Origin of the sequence: Flavobacterium sp. Root420, assembly GCF_001427905.1 — a bacterium.
Lineage (GTDB): Bacteria > Bacteroidota > Bacteroidia > Flavobacteriales > Flavobacteriaceae > Flavobacterium.
Genome location: NZ_LMEF01000034.1, coordinates 125,100 through 140,269 on the forward strand (window position 1 = coordinate 125,100; position 15,170 = coordinate 140,269).

At 32.4% G+C, this 15,170-nt stretch carries 14 protein-coding genes; 11 read left to right on the forward strand and 3 right to left on the reverse strand.

Features of this window, described 5'->3' with window-relative positions; genetic code table 11:
* Window positions 1-90: 90 nt before the first annotated feature.
* The 9 genes from ASC72_RS23270 to ASC72_RS23310 all read left to right on the forward strand — a co-directional run bounded on the left by ASC72_RS23270 (window position 91) and on the right by ASC72_RS23310 (window position 9,992).
* Window positions 91-594, forward strand: a complete 504-nt coding sequence (locus ASC72_RS23270; protein WP_056196726.1) for a hypothetical protein — start codon at window positions 91-93, stop codon at window positions 592-594.
* 11 nt (window positions 595-605) lie between these two features.
* Window positions 606-2,102, forward strand: coding sequence for a GH3 auxin-responsive promoter family protein (locus ASC72_RS23275; protein ID WP_056196729.1), 1,497 nt, complete (start codon window positions 606-608; stop codon window positions 2,100-2,102).
* A gap of 9 nt (window positions 2,103-2,111) precedes the next feature.
* Window positions 2,112-2,501, forward strand: coding sequence for a hypothetical protein (locus ASC72_RS23280; protein ID WP_056196732.1), 390 nt, complete (start codon window positions 2,112-2,114; stop codon window positions 2,499-2,501).
* Window positions 2,502-2,619: 118 nt separating this feature from the next.
* A complete protein-coding gene (locus tag ASC72_RS23285) occupies window positions 2,620-4,299 on the forward strand; it encodes a hypothetical protein (protein WP_056196736.1) in 1,680 nt (559 codons plus the stop codon).
* Between the two features lie 7 nt (window positions 4,300-4,306).
* Window positions 4,307-5,293, forward strand: a complete 987-nt coding sequence (locus ASC72_RS23290) for a hypothetical protein (protein ID WP_056196738.1) — start codon at window positions 4,307-4,309, stop codon at window positions 5,291-5,293.
* A gap of 11 nt (window positions 5,294-5,304) precedes the next feature.
* On the forward strand, window positions 5,305-6,609 hold the full coding sequence (locus ASC72_RS23295; RefSeq protein ID WP_117595829.1) for an MATE family efflux transporter: 1,305 nt from the start codon (window positions 5,305-5,307) through the stop codon (window positions 6,607-6,609).
* 6 nt (window positions 6,610-6,615) lie between these two features.
* Window positions 6,616-7,635: a glycosyltransferase gene (locus tag ASC72_RS23300; protein WP_056196744.1), complete on the forward strand. Its 1,020-nt coding sequence runs from the start codon at window positions 6,616-6,618 to the stop codon at window positions 7,633-7,635.
* 16 nt (window positions 7,636-7,651) lie between these two features.
* Window positions 7,652-8,716: a hypothetical protein gene (locus ASC72_RS23305; protein ID WP_056196747.1), complete on the forward strand. Its 1,065-nt coding sequence runs from the start codon at window positions 7,652-7,654 to the stop codon at window positions 8,714-8,716.
* Complete coding sequence (locus ASC72_RS23310; protein WP_056196750.1) at window positions 8,688-9,992, forward strand: O-antigen ligase; 1,305 nt, start codon at window positions 8,688-8,690, stop codon at window positions 9,990-9,992. Before ASC72_RS23305 ends, ASC72_RS23310 begins: the two co-directional genes overlap by 29 nt.
* On the opposite strand, the gene ASC72_RS23315 is transcribed toward ASC72_RS23310, so the two are convergent.
* Entirely contained in the window at window positions 9,961-11,037 is a 1,077-nt protein-coding gene (locus ASC72_RS23315) for a glycosyltransferase (RefSeq protein WP_056196864.1), read from the reverse strand. The two genes, ASC72_RS23310 and ASC72_RS23315, sit on opposite strands and share 32 nt — an antisense overlap.
* A gap of 181 nt (window positions 11,038-11,218) precedes the next feature.
* On the opposite strand from ASC72_RS23315, the gene ASC72_RS23320 reads away from it, so the two are divergent.
* Both ASC72_RS23320 and ASC72_RS23325 read left to right on the forward strand, forming a co-directional pair.
* The gene (locus ASC72_RS23320) at window positions 11,219-12,202 is read left to right on the forward strand and encodes a UDP-glucuronic acid decarboxylase family protein (protein WP_056196753.1); all 984 of its coding nucleotides are present in this window, start codon (window positions 11,219-11,221) and stop codon (window positions 12,200-12,202) included.
* A gap of 12 nt (window positions 12,203-12,214) precedes the next feature.
* On the forward strand, window positions 12,215-12,982 hold the full coding sequence (locus tag ASC72_RS23325; protein WP_056196756.1) for a glycosyltransferase family 2 protein: 768 nt from the start codon (window positions 12,215-12,217) through the stop codon (window positions 12,980-12,982).
* A 223-nt stretch (window positions 12,983-13,205) separates the two neighbouring features.
* Here ASC72_RS23325 and ASC72_RS23330 read toward each other — a convergent pair whose 3' ends face one another.
* Both ASC72_RS23330 and ASC72_RS23335 read right to left on the reverse strand, forming a co-directional pair.
* Complete coding sequence (locus tag ASC72_RS23330) at window positions 13,206-13,727, reverse strand: ORF6N domain-containing protein (protein WP_056196758.1); 522 nt, start codon at window positions 13,725-13,727, stop codon at window positions 13,206-13,208.
* A 41-nt stretch (window positions 13,728-13,768) separates the two neighbouring features.
* On the reverse strand, window positions 13,769-15,079 hold the full coding sequence (locus ASC72_RS23335; RefSeq protein WP_056196867.1) for a phenylacetate--CoA ligase family protein: 1,311 nt from the start codon (window positions 15,077-15,079) through the stop codon (window positions 13,769-13,771).
* Window positions 15,080-15,170 lie beyond the last annotated feature (91 nt).

Sequence of the window (15,170 nt, forward strand, 5' to 3'; positions counted from 1 at the left end):
ATAAAATCGTAAATTAAGCAGATTTGATCAAATTTGGGTCACATCAACACAACTATTAATTATTATATTTGCTCATATTAAAGAACCGAAATGGCTAAAAAAAAACGAAATTTCAGAAAAAAATTATTCATCAAAAACCGATTGGTAATTTTGAATGAAGATACTTTTGAAGAAATTTTTTCGCTAAAACTCACTCTAATGAATGTTTTTGTGGTTTTCTCTTTAGGCGGTATATTTTTAATTTTAATCACCACTTTCATTATTGCTTTTACACCTTTGCGTGAATTTATTCCGGGTTATTCTTCAACTGAATTAAAAAAGAATGCGACCGAATTAGCGATAAAATCAGATTCTTTAGAAAGAGCTTTAAAGAAAAACGAAGCCTATATTCATGGTGTTCAGAAAGTATTGAGAGGCGAATTGGAATATGCCAAATTCAACAAAGATTCTATTTTGGCTGCGAATATGGATGAGACTTCAGACGTAAACATGAAAGCTACTGAAGAAGAAATAAAATTAAGAGAAGAGGTTAATAAAATAGAGAAGGAGTCGGGCGAAAAAATGCGAAGTAAAAACAAAAATGACAAGAAATAATAGTATAAAAAATGTCGATTAAATCTGTAGCAGCAAAATTATTTGCCAGCAAAATATATCATCAAACGCAGGCATGGGCCAATAAACCTGTCGAAACACAACAAGCTGTTTTCAAGAGTTTAATTAAAAATGCTAAAGATACCGAATTTGGAAAAGATCATCATTTTGCCAGTATAAAAACATTTGAAGATTTTCAAAAGAACGTTCCCGTTCGTGATTATGAAGATTTGAAGCACTATATCGAAAAGGTTAAAATTGGCGAAGAAAACATTCTTTGGAAAGGAAAACCATTATATTTTGCCAAAACCTCAGGAACCACTTCCGGAGCAAAATATATTCCGCTTACCAAAGAATCTATGCCGACGCATGTAAATGCGGCTCGTAATGCTATTTTGCATTATATTCACGAAACCGGAAATGCCGATTTTGTTGACGGAAAAATGATTTTTTTGCAGGGAAGCCCTATTTTAACTGAAAAATACGGAATTAAATTTGGAAGACTTTCCGGAATTGTTGCACATTTTGTTCCAAAATATTTGCAAAAAAACAGAATGCCATCCTGGGAAACAAATTGCATTGAAGACTGGGAAACTAAAGTAAATGCAATTGTAGATGAAACAATCAAAAAAAACATGTCTGTTATTTCAGGAATTCCATCCTGGGTGCAAATGTACTTTGAGCGTTTACAGGAGAAAAGCGGTGGAAAAAAGATAAGTGAAATATTTAAAAACTTTAATTTGTTTATTTACGGGGGGGTAAATTACGAGCCATACCGCGCCAAATTTGAACAAATGATTGGTAAAAAAGTGGATAGTATTGAACTGTTCCCGGCCTCTGAAGGTTTTTTTGCTTATCAGTCCCGAAATTTCGGGATCAAAAATGAAGAAGGAATGTTGTTGTTATTGAATTCCGGAATTTTCTACGAATTTATTAAAAGCGATGAATTTTTCGAACCAAATCCAAAAAGTTACACTGTTGGAGAAGTTGAGGTTGGAATAAATTATGCTTTGATCGTTTCGACAAATGCCGGGCTTTGGCGTTATAATATTGGCGACACCGTTCAGTTTACCTCTTTATTTCCGCATCGTGTGATAGTTTCGGGTCGAATTAAACATTTTATTTCTGCTTTTGGCGAACACGTTATTGCCAACGAAGTTGAAAATGCCATGAAAGAAGCAACTGCAGGAACGAAAATCGTAATTAACGAATTTACAGTAGCACCTCAAATAAATCCGTCAAGCGGATTGCCGTATCACGAATGGTTTATTGAATTCGAAAATGAACCTGAAAATAGGGAAGCTTTCGCCGAAGCAATTGATGATTCAATGCGAAAACAAAACATTTACTACGATGATTTGATTACCGGAAATGTTTTGAGAAAAGTGGTTGTAACCAAAGTGTCTAAAAATGGTTTTCAGGAATATATGAAATCGCAGGGAAAATTAGGCGGACAGAATAAAATTCCGAGATTGTCGAATGATAGAAAGATTGCAGATAATTTGAAATAAAGACAGAATTTGGATTTTCACTTACCTTATGAACAAATTAGAAAAAGAGATTGTGATTTTATAGTCCAATATCGTTTTTTTTCTGCAGAAGAAGGCGGAAGGCCAATTGGAAATCCAGTTCAGGGATATCGTTCTGATTTTATGTATTCTGGCGATGAAAAAGCCAAACAACAATGGATGATCTGGCCAGAATTTTTGGATAATGAAGACAATATCATTTTAGATAAATCATTACGAGTTTCGACTTCAGGAAAGGCAAAAATGTGGGTATTAAATGAAGCACTGATAGAACTTCATAAAGGACGAATTAAAATTGGATTAAAAGCCTTTTTTATGGAAGGACGATATATAGTAGCAGAATGTGAAGTCATTCAAATTGTAAATCCTAATTTGAAATAAACGTTATAATTAAATCACATTTCTAGTTTTAGCCTAAAATAATATTAATATTTCCTACTTTCGTTTGTCGAAAGTTAGAATGATCTTTACTATTTCGAAGATTTTAAAATAAAAAAGCATGAAAGAAACCAAACATATATCAAGATCAAGAGCGCAGGAATCATCTGCAGCGATAGAAAAAATGTACATTACAATGCGTCACCTGTTCAACCGTGGTTTTTATAAGCCAATGGGAGTTTCTGGTGACAGTTTACGTGAATCTTTATTGGCATTACGTCCTGAGATTTACGGAAATATAGGCGAAGAAAAAGTAGAATTAAACGGACTTTTGTACGTTATCGAACGTCTTCCGATAGGAATCGAACAATGCCGTTTTATCAATTTAACTTCAGATGAAGGGTATTCGAAATCGCATTTTCAGGCCATTGTTCCTCCAAAAAGAAGACGAAATTGTTACCGAATCGATGAGGAACAAATGAATGTTGAAATCACGCGTGGACGCTCAGACATCTACGATATTTTAACGCATTTGACTTTTATTTTCATCGAATCACACAAAATAAAAAACAGGGTTTTATTAGATGACGGCGGCGAAGTTTCGCGCGATTGGCTGAAACTGGAACAAGCGGTTATGCAGACTAAAAAACTGCCTTTGATCGAAAAAGAAAAAGCAATTTCGCATGTTGCGAATATTTTAGGACGAACTTTTGAAGAGGTTTTAGATATTTACGACGCCTTCGGATCTGAAAATGCTCCGGATCGTTTCCTTCATGTTATTTATTGGTTAGGGAAATTAGCAATAGAAGAAGTAATTGAAAACAATAAAAGAACAATTACGTTCAGTCCGGTATTAAGAGAGCGTTTAGGACACCACATTCACGGAGAAATTTGGGCGACCAATATTAAAGAAGTTCTAAAAGCTAATAATCTTTTAAAAAGACCAATTCACGTAATTAGTGCGAACATGCATAGCGTTATGAATTCGATTTTTGCAACTCCGTTGTTGAAAACGAAATTCAAAGACAAGTCCGATTTCTTTATTTATGAAGAATTAAGCAAGTCTGGCGCAAAAGAAGTTAGAGCTCACGTTGAAGAACTGGCTTTGAAAAACGGAATGATTTCCTTACCGGATACCTCAGGAACCAATATCGATGTTCAGATTTTTGATACAGCCAAAATTGACTGGACAAAAACCGCTTTTACCTATGCGAATGTTGACGAAGAAAAACCGGTTATTATTGTAATGGATTATGCGTTTGGCGAACAGGCATACGAAACCATCGACGAGCTTTTAAAACCGTATAAAAAAGATACTTTATTGAATGTTCAGTCGGTTTCGATTATGGGAAAAGCCGGAATTTTGGAAGGCGGAAAAGGAGATATTATGATTCCAACGGCACATATAAACGAAGGAACTGCTGATAATTATTTCTTCGAAAATGAATTAACAGGTGCTATGTTTGAAGGAAATGACATTGCTGTCTTTGAAGGTGCAATGGTTACCGTTTTGGGAACGTCATTGCAAAACAGAGATTTATTGAAATTTTTCCATGAATCGACCTGGGGTGTAATTGGACTTGAAATGGAAGGTTCTTATTATCAAAAAGCGATACAGTCGGCATCAAAAATTAGAAAAAGTGTGCCGCACGATATTAAGGTTCGTTATGCTTATTATGCCTCGGATAATCCTTTGGAAACCGGAAGCACACTGGCTTCAGGCGGATTAGGAACAACTGGGGTAAAACCAACTTATTTGATTACCATTAAAATTTTGGAACAAATTTTCAGCGTAAAATAAAAGATAAATGAGTACAAAAGTACCCCAAAATAATTCTGATCAGGAAATAGATATTTTTCAACTTTCAAGAAGCATTAACAGTTTTTTTGATCGTGTGAACAGGTCTGTTTTTAGAGCGATTCAGTTTTTTATTCGAAACTGGATTGTAGTGCTAGTTTTGGTGGTACTTGGAGCTGCGCTTGGATTTTATTTAGACTCCAATAAAAAATCATACAATAATCAGGTTGTGGTAACGCCAAACTTTGAAAGTGTCGATTATTTGTACGCAAAAATAGATTTGATACAATCTAAAATTGTGGCCGGAGATTTGGATTTCCTGAAAAACACAGTTGGAATACCGAATCCGCAGACAATTCGAAATATTGAAATTAAACCGGTTGCAGACGTTTATAAATTTATTGAAGACAAAGAACAAAACTTTGAACTCATAAAATTAATGGCTGAGGTTGGCGAAGTAAAAAAGGTTTTAGAAGACAATGTTACAAGTAAAAACTACACCTATCACACCATTTCATTTGTTTCAAGTGGAACTACAAACGAAAAGGAAGTTGTAGAACCTTTATTGAAATACCTGAATAATTCGGATTATTTTAATTCCATTCAGAAAATAGGATATAAAAATCTGGAACGTGAAATCGCTCAAAACGACACTATAATTGCGCAAATAGACCAGGTTTTGAACGGTCTTTCGAGTACTGCAAAAAACAATGGTAAAAATGAGAAATTGGTTTATTATAGTGAGAATTTACAACTAAACGATATTATAAAAACCAAACAAAAATTAGTTACAGAACAGGGAAAAAACAGGTTCAGATTAATTAGTTTTGATAAAACGATCAAAGAAATTAATGCAACGCTCAACATAAATGAAAGTAAAACAGTAAACGGCCATTTTAAAATTTGGCTGCCACTTTTCTTTATTTTTCTTTTTGTTATGGTTAGCATGTTCAAAAAATTCTATCGCAGACAGCATGCAGTATCAAAAGCGAATTAACTTTAAAGCAATTGAAAACCAATCCTATTTATGAACGCCTTTCGCAAAATCCATTTTTAAGACAAAGTTTTGGCACTTTGTTTTTAAGAATTTTTGGGGTTCTTTTATTATTTGGTTTTACAGTATTTTTGACAAAATCCTACAGTCCAAAATTGGTAGGACAATATGATTTTGCCAGATCATTTCTCTTAGCTATTGGAACCATTTGTTTATTGGGATTCGATTTGTCGATTTTATATTTTAAAGGAAAATTAGCAAGCCTGGGTGCTCTCGAAGAATTAAAAAAAGTATACCTAAAAATGGTTGCAATGCTTTTTGCGACTTCAGTTATTGCTTTGGTAATAATTTTGTTGATAGACGAAAAAACAATCAATAATTATTTTGGAGATCCGGAGGTTTATTCCATTTTTTTAAAAGCAGCAGTAACCTTGTTTTTTTACGGATTAGCGACTTTAAATATTGAAGTTATCAGGGCCTTGGATAAACTATATATTGCAGAGTTATTTAGAAATATCATTAAATATATTCCGCTAATTATTGGTTCAATCGTTTTGTTTTATTGGCACAAAGAAACCTATTTGGTTGATGTTTTTTTAATTGGATTTGTATTTCTTGCCTTAATTAGCACCATTTTGATTTTTAATTATTTCAACAAAACAAAGCCGCTAAAAACAACAACTTTTTTTTCGCATAAAGATGTTTTTTTAAAGTCCTATCCAATGGCAATCAGCGGTATGGCTATATTTTTACTAATGTGTTTTGATATCATGTTTCTGAAAAAATATCGGAATGACGAGACAGTAGCTTTTTATTCAGTTGGAGTTAAAATAATGACGATTATTTCGGTTGTAATTTTAACCATAAACATTACGGTTTCGGCTAAAATTTCAGAATATTTTGCCAGTCAGAATAAAGTAGAATTAACAAAAATAGTTCAGAACTGCGCTCGCTTAATCTTCGGAATAACATTTCCAATAATCGTTATGATCAGTATTTTTTCAGAATATATTTTGTCTTTTTTCGGACACCAATATGTAGTGGCTAAAGAAGCATTTCTGATTTTAATAATTGGTCAGGGAATTTGTTCTGCATTTGGCGCGGCTTCGGTTTATTTGAATATGACCGGAAGACAACATACTTTTCAGGTAATTTTAATTTTGGCGGTTGTGCTTAATTTTGTTTTAAACCGATTTTTAATTCCGCAATACGGAATGACCGGAGCAGCAATTGCATTTGTTTCCGCTTCTTTTTTCTGGAATTTAGTTGTGGCAATTGTTATTTATCAGAAAGATAAAATAAAAGTTTTTTTGAATTAATTGGAAATGAGTAGTCAAAAAGAAAATATCTTTTTTAGCATTATTGTGCCGGTTTACAATGTTGAGGGCTATTTGGCTCAATGTTTAGAAAGCATTTTATGCCAAACCTTTTCTAATTTTGAACTCATTTTAATCAACGACGGATCTACTGATTCTTCTTTGGAAATTTGCCAACAGTATCGACAAAACTTCCATCAAATAAGATTAATTGATCAAAAAAACGGAGGCTTGTCTGAAGCCAGAAACAAAGGAATATTAGCGGCAAAAGGCGACTATATAATTTTTACAGATAGTGATGATTATTGGATAGGAAATGAAGTTTTGCAGGATTTAAATAATTTAATAAAAGAATCAAATCCGGATTTAGTTATACACGAAGAAAGCAGATTTTTTTCAGAAAAAGATGTTGCTTGTAAATACAATCAAAGATTTATAAAAAACAAAAGTGGAAGAGTTGAAGATGAAATCCTAAATCTGGTTTACTATGATTTATATGTAGCTTCGGCCTGGGATAAAGTAATTAAAAGATCTATTCTGATTGACAATCAATTGTTTTTTCCTGTCGGAAGAAAATCAGAAGATATCGAATGGTGTGCAAAACTTTTACAGCATATAAAGACTTACAGTATTTATCCAAAATCATTTTACACGTATCGCCAAGTACGTCAGGGCTCTATAACGGCAGCAGTAAGCGCAAAACATATTGAAGATGTTTATGCAATGGTAAAAGAAGGTTTAAGTTCGAAAAGCGCAACATCTGAAACAATAAACAAAGCAATAGAAAATTATTGGGCCTGCAATTATGTTGTAATTTTAAAAGACTTTTATGTTTTGTCTTCTAAAACACAAAATCAAATTTGGAATGATTTGGTTTCCTGGAAATATTTGCTTCAAAAAGGACGAAACATTAAGGTTGATAAAGTCATGAAGTTTTATTCATTTTTGTCTTTCAAAGCTTTGATTTTCTTTTTGAACGGATATAGAATAAAAACAGTTTTCTTTAAAAAATACAGAACTCTGAAGTAACGGAGACAATTTTATTATGCAGATTTTAATCAAAAAAAGTACCGCAGCATTTTTGCTCATTGCCTCAGCTAATTTAGTTGTGGCATTTTTGGCTTTTTTTGTTTTGCCTCCAAAGTTTTTCTACGATACCGCCATAATTATTTATGACAAGTATAATGAAATAGGCTATTTTGGAAGTTATCCGTTAACCATTTTGTTCTATAAAATTATTGGTTTTCGACATATTCCTTTTCCGATAATTGCACTTATTCAGTTTCCTATTTTAATGTATACTTTATATAAAATTGGAATTCCTGACAATTTCGAAAAGGTAAATATTAAAAACCTTTTAGTGTATTTGGGCATTTTTATGGTTGCAATTTTTATATCAATGCCTTCAAAAGAATTTATGACCTATTTGTTTATTGCCCTAATTGTTTTTGTGTGCAGCAATAAGCAATTTTCGTTTCGAAAAACCATATTGATTACTATTGTACTTTTAATTGTTTTTGGAGCGTTGTATCGTCCTTATTTTGCTTTAATTCCTATTGTTGGTGGCGGCATGTATCTGGTCAGTTTTATTAATTTTAAAAACAAAACTATAACAACCATTTTCTATGGTTTGCTTATTGTCGTTTTATTATCCTTAAGTTATGGCGTTTTAAAAGGCAAATATTTTTCAGAAATCAGCAGGGAACTTGTAAACAGTACCCGTATGGCTTCTGGAGACGCCAACTCAATTATTACATCACCTGTAAAAACAGATACCTGGTACGGAGAAGTAATTAGTGTGTTTTATGGTTTTTTTACAGTCAATCTACCTTTAAATGGTTTAAAACATATACTTTCACCACAAATTATTGTTTTCGTAATCTGGCAGCTTTTATTATTTTATATTCTTTTAGTAAGATTCTCAAAATGTTTAAAAGAAAGGAAAAAATACAAATATGAACTTTTAATCATGTTTATTTTATTTTCTTTTTTCATTCTTCAGGGTGTTTTTGAACCTGATTTGGGTTCGGCAATTCGACATAAAACGGGCATTTTTCCTTTAATCTATTTTGCATTATATTATGAACATTTCCGAAAAGAACTTCAATAAAATATTCCATGTTTTTTTGTGTTTGATCGCCATTGCGATGATTTTCAGAAAACCATGTTCATTGCTGATTATTTTGTTTGCGGCGTTTAATTTGATTTTCGCTAAAAAATTAAAATTTACCAGAACAGCATTGATTTTAATCGCTTGTATTGCTTCGCCAATTTTATTGGAATTACTGCTGTTTTGGAACAATGATTCTTTTGCAAAAGGTTTAAAAGCGATTGAGAAAAGTACTTCATTATTGATTTTTCCGCTGTTTATAATTGGAAATTATCGGCATGTAAATTTTTTAAAAATAGCAAAGACATATACGATTGTTACAACGCTAATTATATTCTTTTTCTTTCTGAGATTTCTAATTGTTTATCCAGAATTAATGGATAAATATTTGAATGGAATCGATTTGTGGGAAATGGGTTATCAATTTGCAGATAGCATTGGTATTCATGCACCGGCCTTAAACATGCATTTGGCATTTGTATCGGTTTGTGCCTTGTATTTTGTTTTTGAGAGTTTCAGGAATCATGAAAAAACGGTATTTAAAATCGTTAGTCTAATTGTTTTTGTATTTTCTTTTTTCTTCGTTCTTTTTGTAAATACGAGAATGGCATTGATCAATGTTTTGTTCGGATTTTTGATTGTTTTCTTTTTTGAATTGAGATCGAAATTCAACACAAAAAAAATCGTCCTGACAGCTACAACTGTTCTTGTTTTGTTAGGAGGAATTACATTTTTCTTTGTTCAGAAGAATCCTTATATGAAAGAAAAATATTCTTCGGTAACTTTTGCGTATATGGATAAAGTGGGGAAGTTAGATGAAATTGATCATCCCGAAATTAAGGTCTTTAATTCGTTAGTAACAAGAGTTTCCATCTGGAAATCGGCTTCGGAATTGTCCGTGCAAAATCTTCCTTTTGGCGTTGGAGCTTCAGATGGAAAATCGGAATTAAATAAATATTATAAAGCAACCAATCAACAATTTTTGGCCAAATATGAATTTCCAACACACAATCAATTTCTTGATTTCTTATTGAAGTTTGGTATTCTTGGGCCTTTGGTAGTAATATTATATATTCTCACCATTGGTTATTTAGGCTATGATTTGAAAAACGGAATGATACTTTCTTTTTTCCTTATTTTCTTCACTTCAAATTTAACCGATGATTTTTTACTCCGCTTCGACGGAATTGCCTTCAGCGGATTATGGTTGTCGATTTTTGGAAGCTATTGGTTGCAGCAAAAACTTACTCTTGATAAAGTGCCAGAAGCTGTTTAAAATTTTGATTTTTATCAAATAAATCGTGACATCTTGCCAATGCATTTTCACCAAAATCGGATCTTGTTTTTGGATCTTTTAAAATTTTAAAAAAGTTCTCCAACTCAGAAACATCACTAAAAAGAAATCCTGTTTTGTTGTGCAGAACAGCATCTTTATTTCCAATAATATTAGTTGCGATAACTGGTTTTTGCAGTGCCATTGCTTCAAGTACAGCAATTGGCAATCCTTCCCAAAGGGATATTTGTAGATAAATGTCAATATTGTTTAGCTCTTGTAAAACAGTTTTTCGCTCTAAAATCCAGCCTGTAATTCTGATATTTGGAGCTGTAATTGAAGGTCTTAATTCACCGTCGCCAATCCATACAAAATTAAAATCAGGAAATTTTAAGGCAATATGATTTAGGAATTGTGGATTCTTTTGGAAAGTTATTCTTCCCATTACCCCAATAGTCAATTTTTCATTTTGATGAGAAACAAAATGTTTATGAACATTTGCAATGTCAATACCATTTCGAACTAATTTGGCATTGCCAATTCCCTTTGCAATTTCAAATTCTGTATCGCCACAAGCAACAATTGTTCCTCCAAAAAAGCGCTGAAAATTTTTTTCAATTCTCCAATATATGTTTTTAACCGTTTTTGAAATATCTGTTCTTAGAAAAGAATATCCGTGGGGAGTATAAAAGAGTTTCTTTTTTTTGAATAAGAAAAAATAAGCTACCCGACCCAAAGCACCCGCTTTTGAAGAGTGGAGATGAATAACATCCGGATTGATTTTTTTGAGTTCTTTGACTAATTTATACGTAGATTTTAAATCCTGAACAGGAGAAAATTCGCGAACCATATTGACCTGGATCAGTTTAATCCCATCTGAAAATTCAGATTTAATTTTTTGAGCATCAATTTCTTTGCGATTGCCACTATAAATAATTGTGGTTTCTATGTTTTTGTTTATTTCATCATCTCCAAAGAAAGTCGATAAATCTCTAAAATATGTATAAACTCCGCCACCTAGAGCTTCAATAATGTGTACAACTTTCAAAACAATGGATTTAATTGGGGGTAAAAATAGATAAATGAGTTTAATAATTTTCTGAAAAGATAAAACTTCTTTTAACATATACTTTCAAGTGTAATTTAAAGGAAAGATATTTTATTACATTTGTGCCTCTATCTTGGATTTTAAATCATATTAAAATTCGAAATGTTCAATTAAACCAATTATGAAAAGAATACTTATTACCGGAGCAGCAGGATTTTTAGGATCACATTTATGTGACCGATTTATTAAAGAAGGCTATTTTGTTATTGGAATGGACAACCTGATTACGGGAGATCTTAAAAATATTGAGCATTTATTTAAGTTAGAAAACTTCGAATTTTACCATCACGATATCACCAAGTTTGTTCATATTCCGGGTGATTTAGATTATATTTTGCATTTTGCTTCACCGGCAAGCCCAATTGATTATTTAAAGATTCCGATTCAGACTTTAAAAGTGGGATCACTGGGAACTCATAATTTGTTAGGATTGGCACGAGTTAAAAAAGCAAGAATTCTAATTGCATCAACTTCTGAAGTTTATGGAGACCCATTGGTTCACCCGCAAACGGAAGAATACTACGGAAATGTAAATACAATTGGCCCGCGCGGTGTTTACGACGAAGCCAAACGTTTTCAGGAATCAATCACAATGGCATACCATACTTTTCATGGTGTAGAAACCAGAATCGTGCGTATTTTTAATACCTATGGACCAAGAATGCGATTAAACGACGGACGCGTAATTCCGGCATTCATTGGCCAGGCACTTCGTGGAGAAGATTTAACGATTTTTGGAGACGGAATGCAAACACGTTCATTTTGTTACGTAGACGATCAGGTCGAAGGTATTTTCAGGTTATTGCATTCTGATTATGTTTATCCGGTAAACATTGGAAATCCGGACGAAATCACGATTAAGGATTTTGCAGAAGAAATCATCAAGTTGACCGGTACCAACCAAAAAGTAGTATATCATCCATTACCAATAAATGATCCTTTGCAGCGTCAGCCAGACACTACAAAAGCAAAAGAATTATTAGGCTGGGAAGCCAAAGTAAGCCGTTCTGAAGGAATGAAAATTACGTATGACTATTTCAGATCGCTTTCTAAAGAAGAACTTTCAAAAGAAGAGCACAAAGATTTTTCAAGTTATATAAAATAATCCCGAGCGTTAATGAGTGAATTAGTTTCTATTATAACGCCAACTTACAATGCTGAAAAGTTCATTACCGAAACTTTAAAATCAGTTCAAAATCAAACGTACCAAAACTGGGAAATGATTTTGGTTGATGACGCCTCGACGGATGAAACCGTAAAAATTATTTCTGATTTTGCTAAGAAAGACAGTAGAATAAAACTGTTTAAATTAGAAAAAAATTCAGGAAACGGTTTTGCCCGAAATATAGCTTTAGAAAAGGCGATCGGAAAATATATAGCTTATTTAGATGCTGATGATTTATGGTTTCCGATGAAATTGGAAAAGCAGATTCAGTTTTTAAAAGAGAATAATTTACATTTTACTTTCAGCTTTTACGACTGTATCGATGAAGAAGGAAATTCGTTAAACAGAAGAGTTGAAGCTCCGATAAATCTGACTTACGATCAATTGTTTTTTTGCAATTACGTTGGCAATTTAACCGCCATTTACGACGCAGATTATTTCGGAAAAATAATTTTAGAAGCTACCCAAAAAAGACAAGATTGGCGTTTGTGGCTCACGATTTTAAAACAAATTCAGGTTACAAAACCAGTTCCCGAACCTTTAGCGTTTTACAGAATCAGAAAAGATTCTATTTCATCATCAAAATTCAAATTAATCAAACACAACTTTGGCGTTTATAGAGAATTTCACGGCTTTAATTTTGTATTTTCTGTTTTACTGATGATGCGATTTTTATTCACGCAGTTGATTATAAAACCTAGATATATAAAGAAGATTTAGCGCTCTTCAAGGTCACAATTTGTGACCTTGAAGAAATTGGGCTTAGTTTTATTTAATTTTAAATTTTGAGGTCACAATTTGTGACATCAAGTTTGCGGGTTAATTCTATAAGATCACAGTTTGTGATCTTATAGAATTTTAATATATCTTCTAAATCTTGATTTCGCAAATTGCGACTTCAAGATTGCTGTTTAAGGTCGCAATTTGCGACCTCCAATTCTAATTATTTCTTATATCCAATTTTTACTCTTTCACTTTCGTTTTCTTTTTTCTCTGTCAATTCATCCAAGTAAGAAAAAACTAATTCTATATTTTTATCATGATTTTCCAATTTTTTTTGAATCTGAATAATATCAACTTTAATTTCAGTTGTATCTAAAAGCATTTGTCTCACTTTGGTAAAAATGCGCATAATTTGAATATTGGTTTGAATGGCCTTGTCGCTTTTTAAGACACTGGACAACATTAAAACCCCGTGTTCAGTAAAAACAGATGGAAGTATTCTTGTTCCTCCCCAACTTGAGGTCACAATTTGTGACCTCAAGTTATCAAATTCAGTTTGTGATAATTCAAACATTAAATCTTCGGGAAACCTTGAAATGTTTCTTTTGATAGCCTGTTTCAAAACTTTTGTTTCAATTCCATATAACATTGCCAAATCACGATCAAGCATCACTTTTTGATTGCGGATAAAGTATATTTTGTTTGAAATGGTTTCTTCTGAAAGTAGAGATTGATCGTCCATAAGTTTTAATTAGCAAAAACAAATGTAAGATTTTATTTATATTATAGATAAGATTTAAATTGCTTTAATTTTCCGCGATTAGTTCTTTCTAAAACTTTTTTTCGGGTAAAAGTGAAATTTAAATTGGGTTCAAGATACAATGAAATTGCTTCTTCAATTTTTTGAATTTGTTTCGAATCTAATTCATTTTCAGAAACGTATTCAATTTCAAAAGTAGCTAATTGGGTTTGTTTGATGATAAATTCTTTGACATTTCCATCATCTTCAATTATGCTTTTGGTCACATAATAAAAGGTTAATCCAGGCGATTTTTTTCCACTTGGTAAAATGGCAACATCGTTTGTTCTTCCAATTAATTTCTTTAGAATTGGCTTTTGCGGAGTACTTTTTTCATCTAAAACTCCGATGTCGCCAATTTCATATCTGATAAAAGGATTGGCTTTGTTGAATAAAGAAGTAATCACAATTCGGCCTTCTTCCCCGTAAGGGAGAACCTTATTATTTTCGTCTAAAATCTCTACAAAAAGTGTCTCAGCATTTATTTGCCATTCGCCTTTTGGGTTTTCAAAAGCAATTAAATCCAATTCTGAAGCTCCATATTCATTGATAATCGGAATACCGAATTGCTTTTCCAACAACTTTTTATCCGATTCAAAAAGCATTTCCGAAGTAACAAAACAAGCTTTTAAAGTCGGACAGATTTCTCTTAGAATAAAATTTTTCTGTTCTAAATACTTCGCAAACAAAACAATCGAACTGGTATAACCGTTGAGGTAATCGAATTTTTTGGTTTTGAATTTCTGCAGAAATTTTTCCAGAACTTCATCAGACAAATCGAAAACCGGAAATCGAAAACGACGGCTTAAAAAATCTTTAAAACGTTCTTTTTGATTACCAACAAAATCCATCGGAATACCATAAAAACGGGCCTGATACGAATGATTAAAATCGATATTGAACCAACCAAAACGCATAATATTCGAAGCCCAGGTCAAGGCGTGCGAATATTTATCTTTGGCAAAAACAAAAGGAGTTCCACTGGATCCGGATGTTTTGTTGAGATAAACATTTTTTAAAGTATACCCTTTTGAAAGCCTTTCTTCGAGCGGTTTTTGAAGATTCTGTTTGTTCAAAATGGGTAAATCTTCCCATTTTGGAGCAATTTTGTTTCCAACTAATTCCTGATAAAACGAATTGTTTTGCAAATGAAAAGCAACAATTTCGTGTTTTTTATTTTGAAGGAAAGTGAGATATTCCTCTTCAGTTAATTTCACAATTCGGTCCAATTCGGCTTTAGCTTTCTGTATCGGAAAACCATTTAATTGAAGCGAAATATCGAAAAGAGAAATCATTTTTTGAAGATTAATTTTCATCAAAAATAATATTATCCAACTATTAACAGAGAAGAATCACGAACTTTTTAAGATTTAATTATTTTTTACG

Excerpts from the sequence above, each read along its gene's own strand:
- ASC72_RS23325 (WP_056196756.1), top strand. The coding sequence starts at position 12,215 with ATGAGTGAATTAGTTTCTATTATAACGCCAACTTACAATGCTGAAAAG.
- ASC72_RS23270 (WP_056196726.1), top strand. The coding sequence starts at position 91 with ATGGCTAAAAAAAAACGAAATTTCAGAAAAAAATTATTCATCAAAAAC.
- ASC72_RS23285 (WP_056196736.1), top strand. The coding sequence starts at position 2,620 with ATGAAAGAAACCAAACATATATCAAGATCAAGAGCGCAGGAATCATCT.
- ASC72_RS23330 (WP_056196758.1), bottom strand. The coding sequence starts at position 13,727 with ATGGACGATCAATCTCTACTTTCAGAAGAAACCATTTCAAACAAAATA.
- ASC72_RS23290 (WP_056196738.1), top strand. The coding sequence starts at position 4,307 with ATGAGTACAAAAGTACCCCAAAATAATTCTGATCAGGAAATAGATATT.
- ASC72_RS23335 (WP_056196867.1), bottom strand. The coding sequence starts at position 15,079 with ATGATTTCTCTTTTCGATATTTCGCTTCAATTAAATGGTTTTCCGATA.
- ASC72_RS23300 (WP_056196744.1), top strand. The coding sequence starts at position 6,616 with ATGAGTAGTCAAAAAGAAAATATCTTTTTTAGCATTATTGTGCCGGTT.
- ASC72_RS23275 (WP_056196729.1), top strand. The coding sequence starts at position 606 with ATGTCGATTAAATCTGTAGCAGCAAAATTATTTGCCAGCAAAATATAT.
- ASC72_RS23305 (WP_056196747.1), top strand. The coding sequence starts at position 7,652 with ATGCAGATTTTAATCAAAAAAAGTACCGCAGCATTTTTGCTCATTGCC.
- ASC72_RS23310 (WP_056196750.1), top strand. The coding sequence starts at position 8,688 with ATGAACATTTCCGAAAAGAACTTCAATAAAATATTCCATGTTTTTTTG.
- ASC72_RS23320 (WP_056196753.1), top strand. The coding sequence starts at position 11,219 with ATGAAAAGAATACTTATTACCGGAGCAGCAGGATTTTTAGGATCACAT.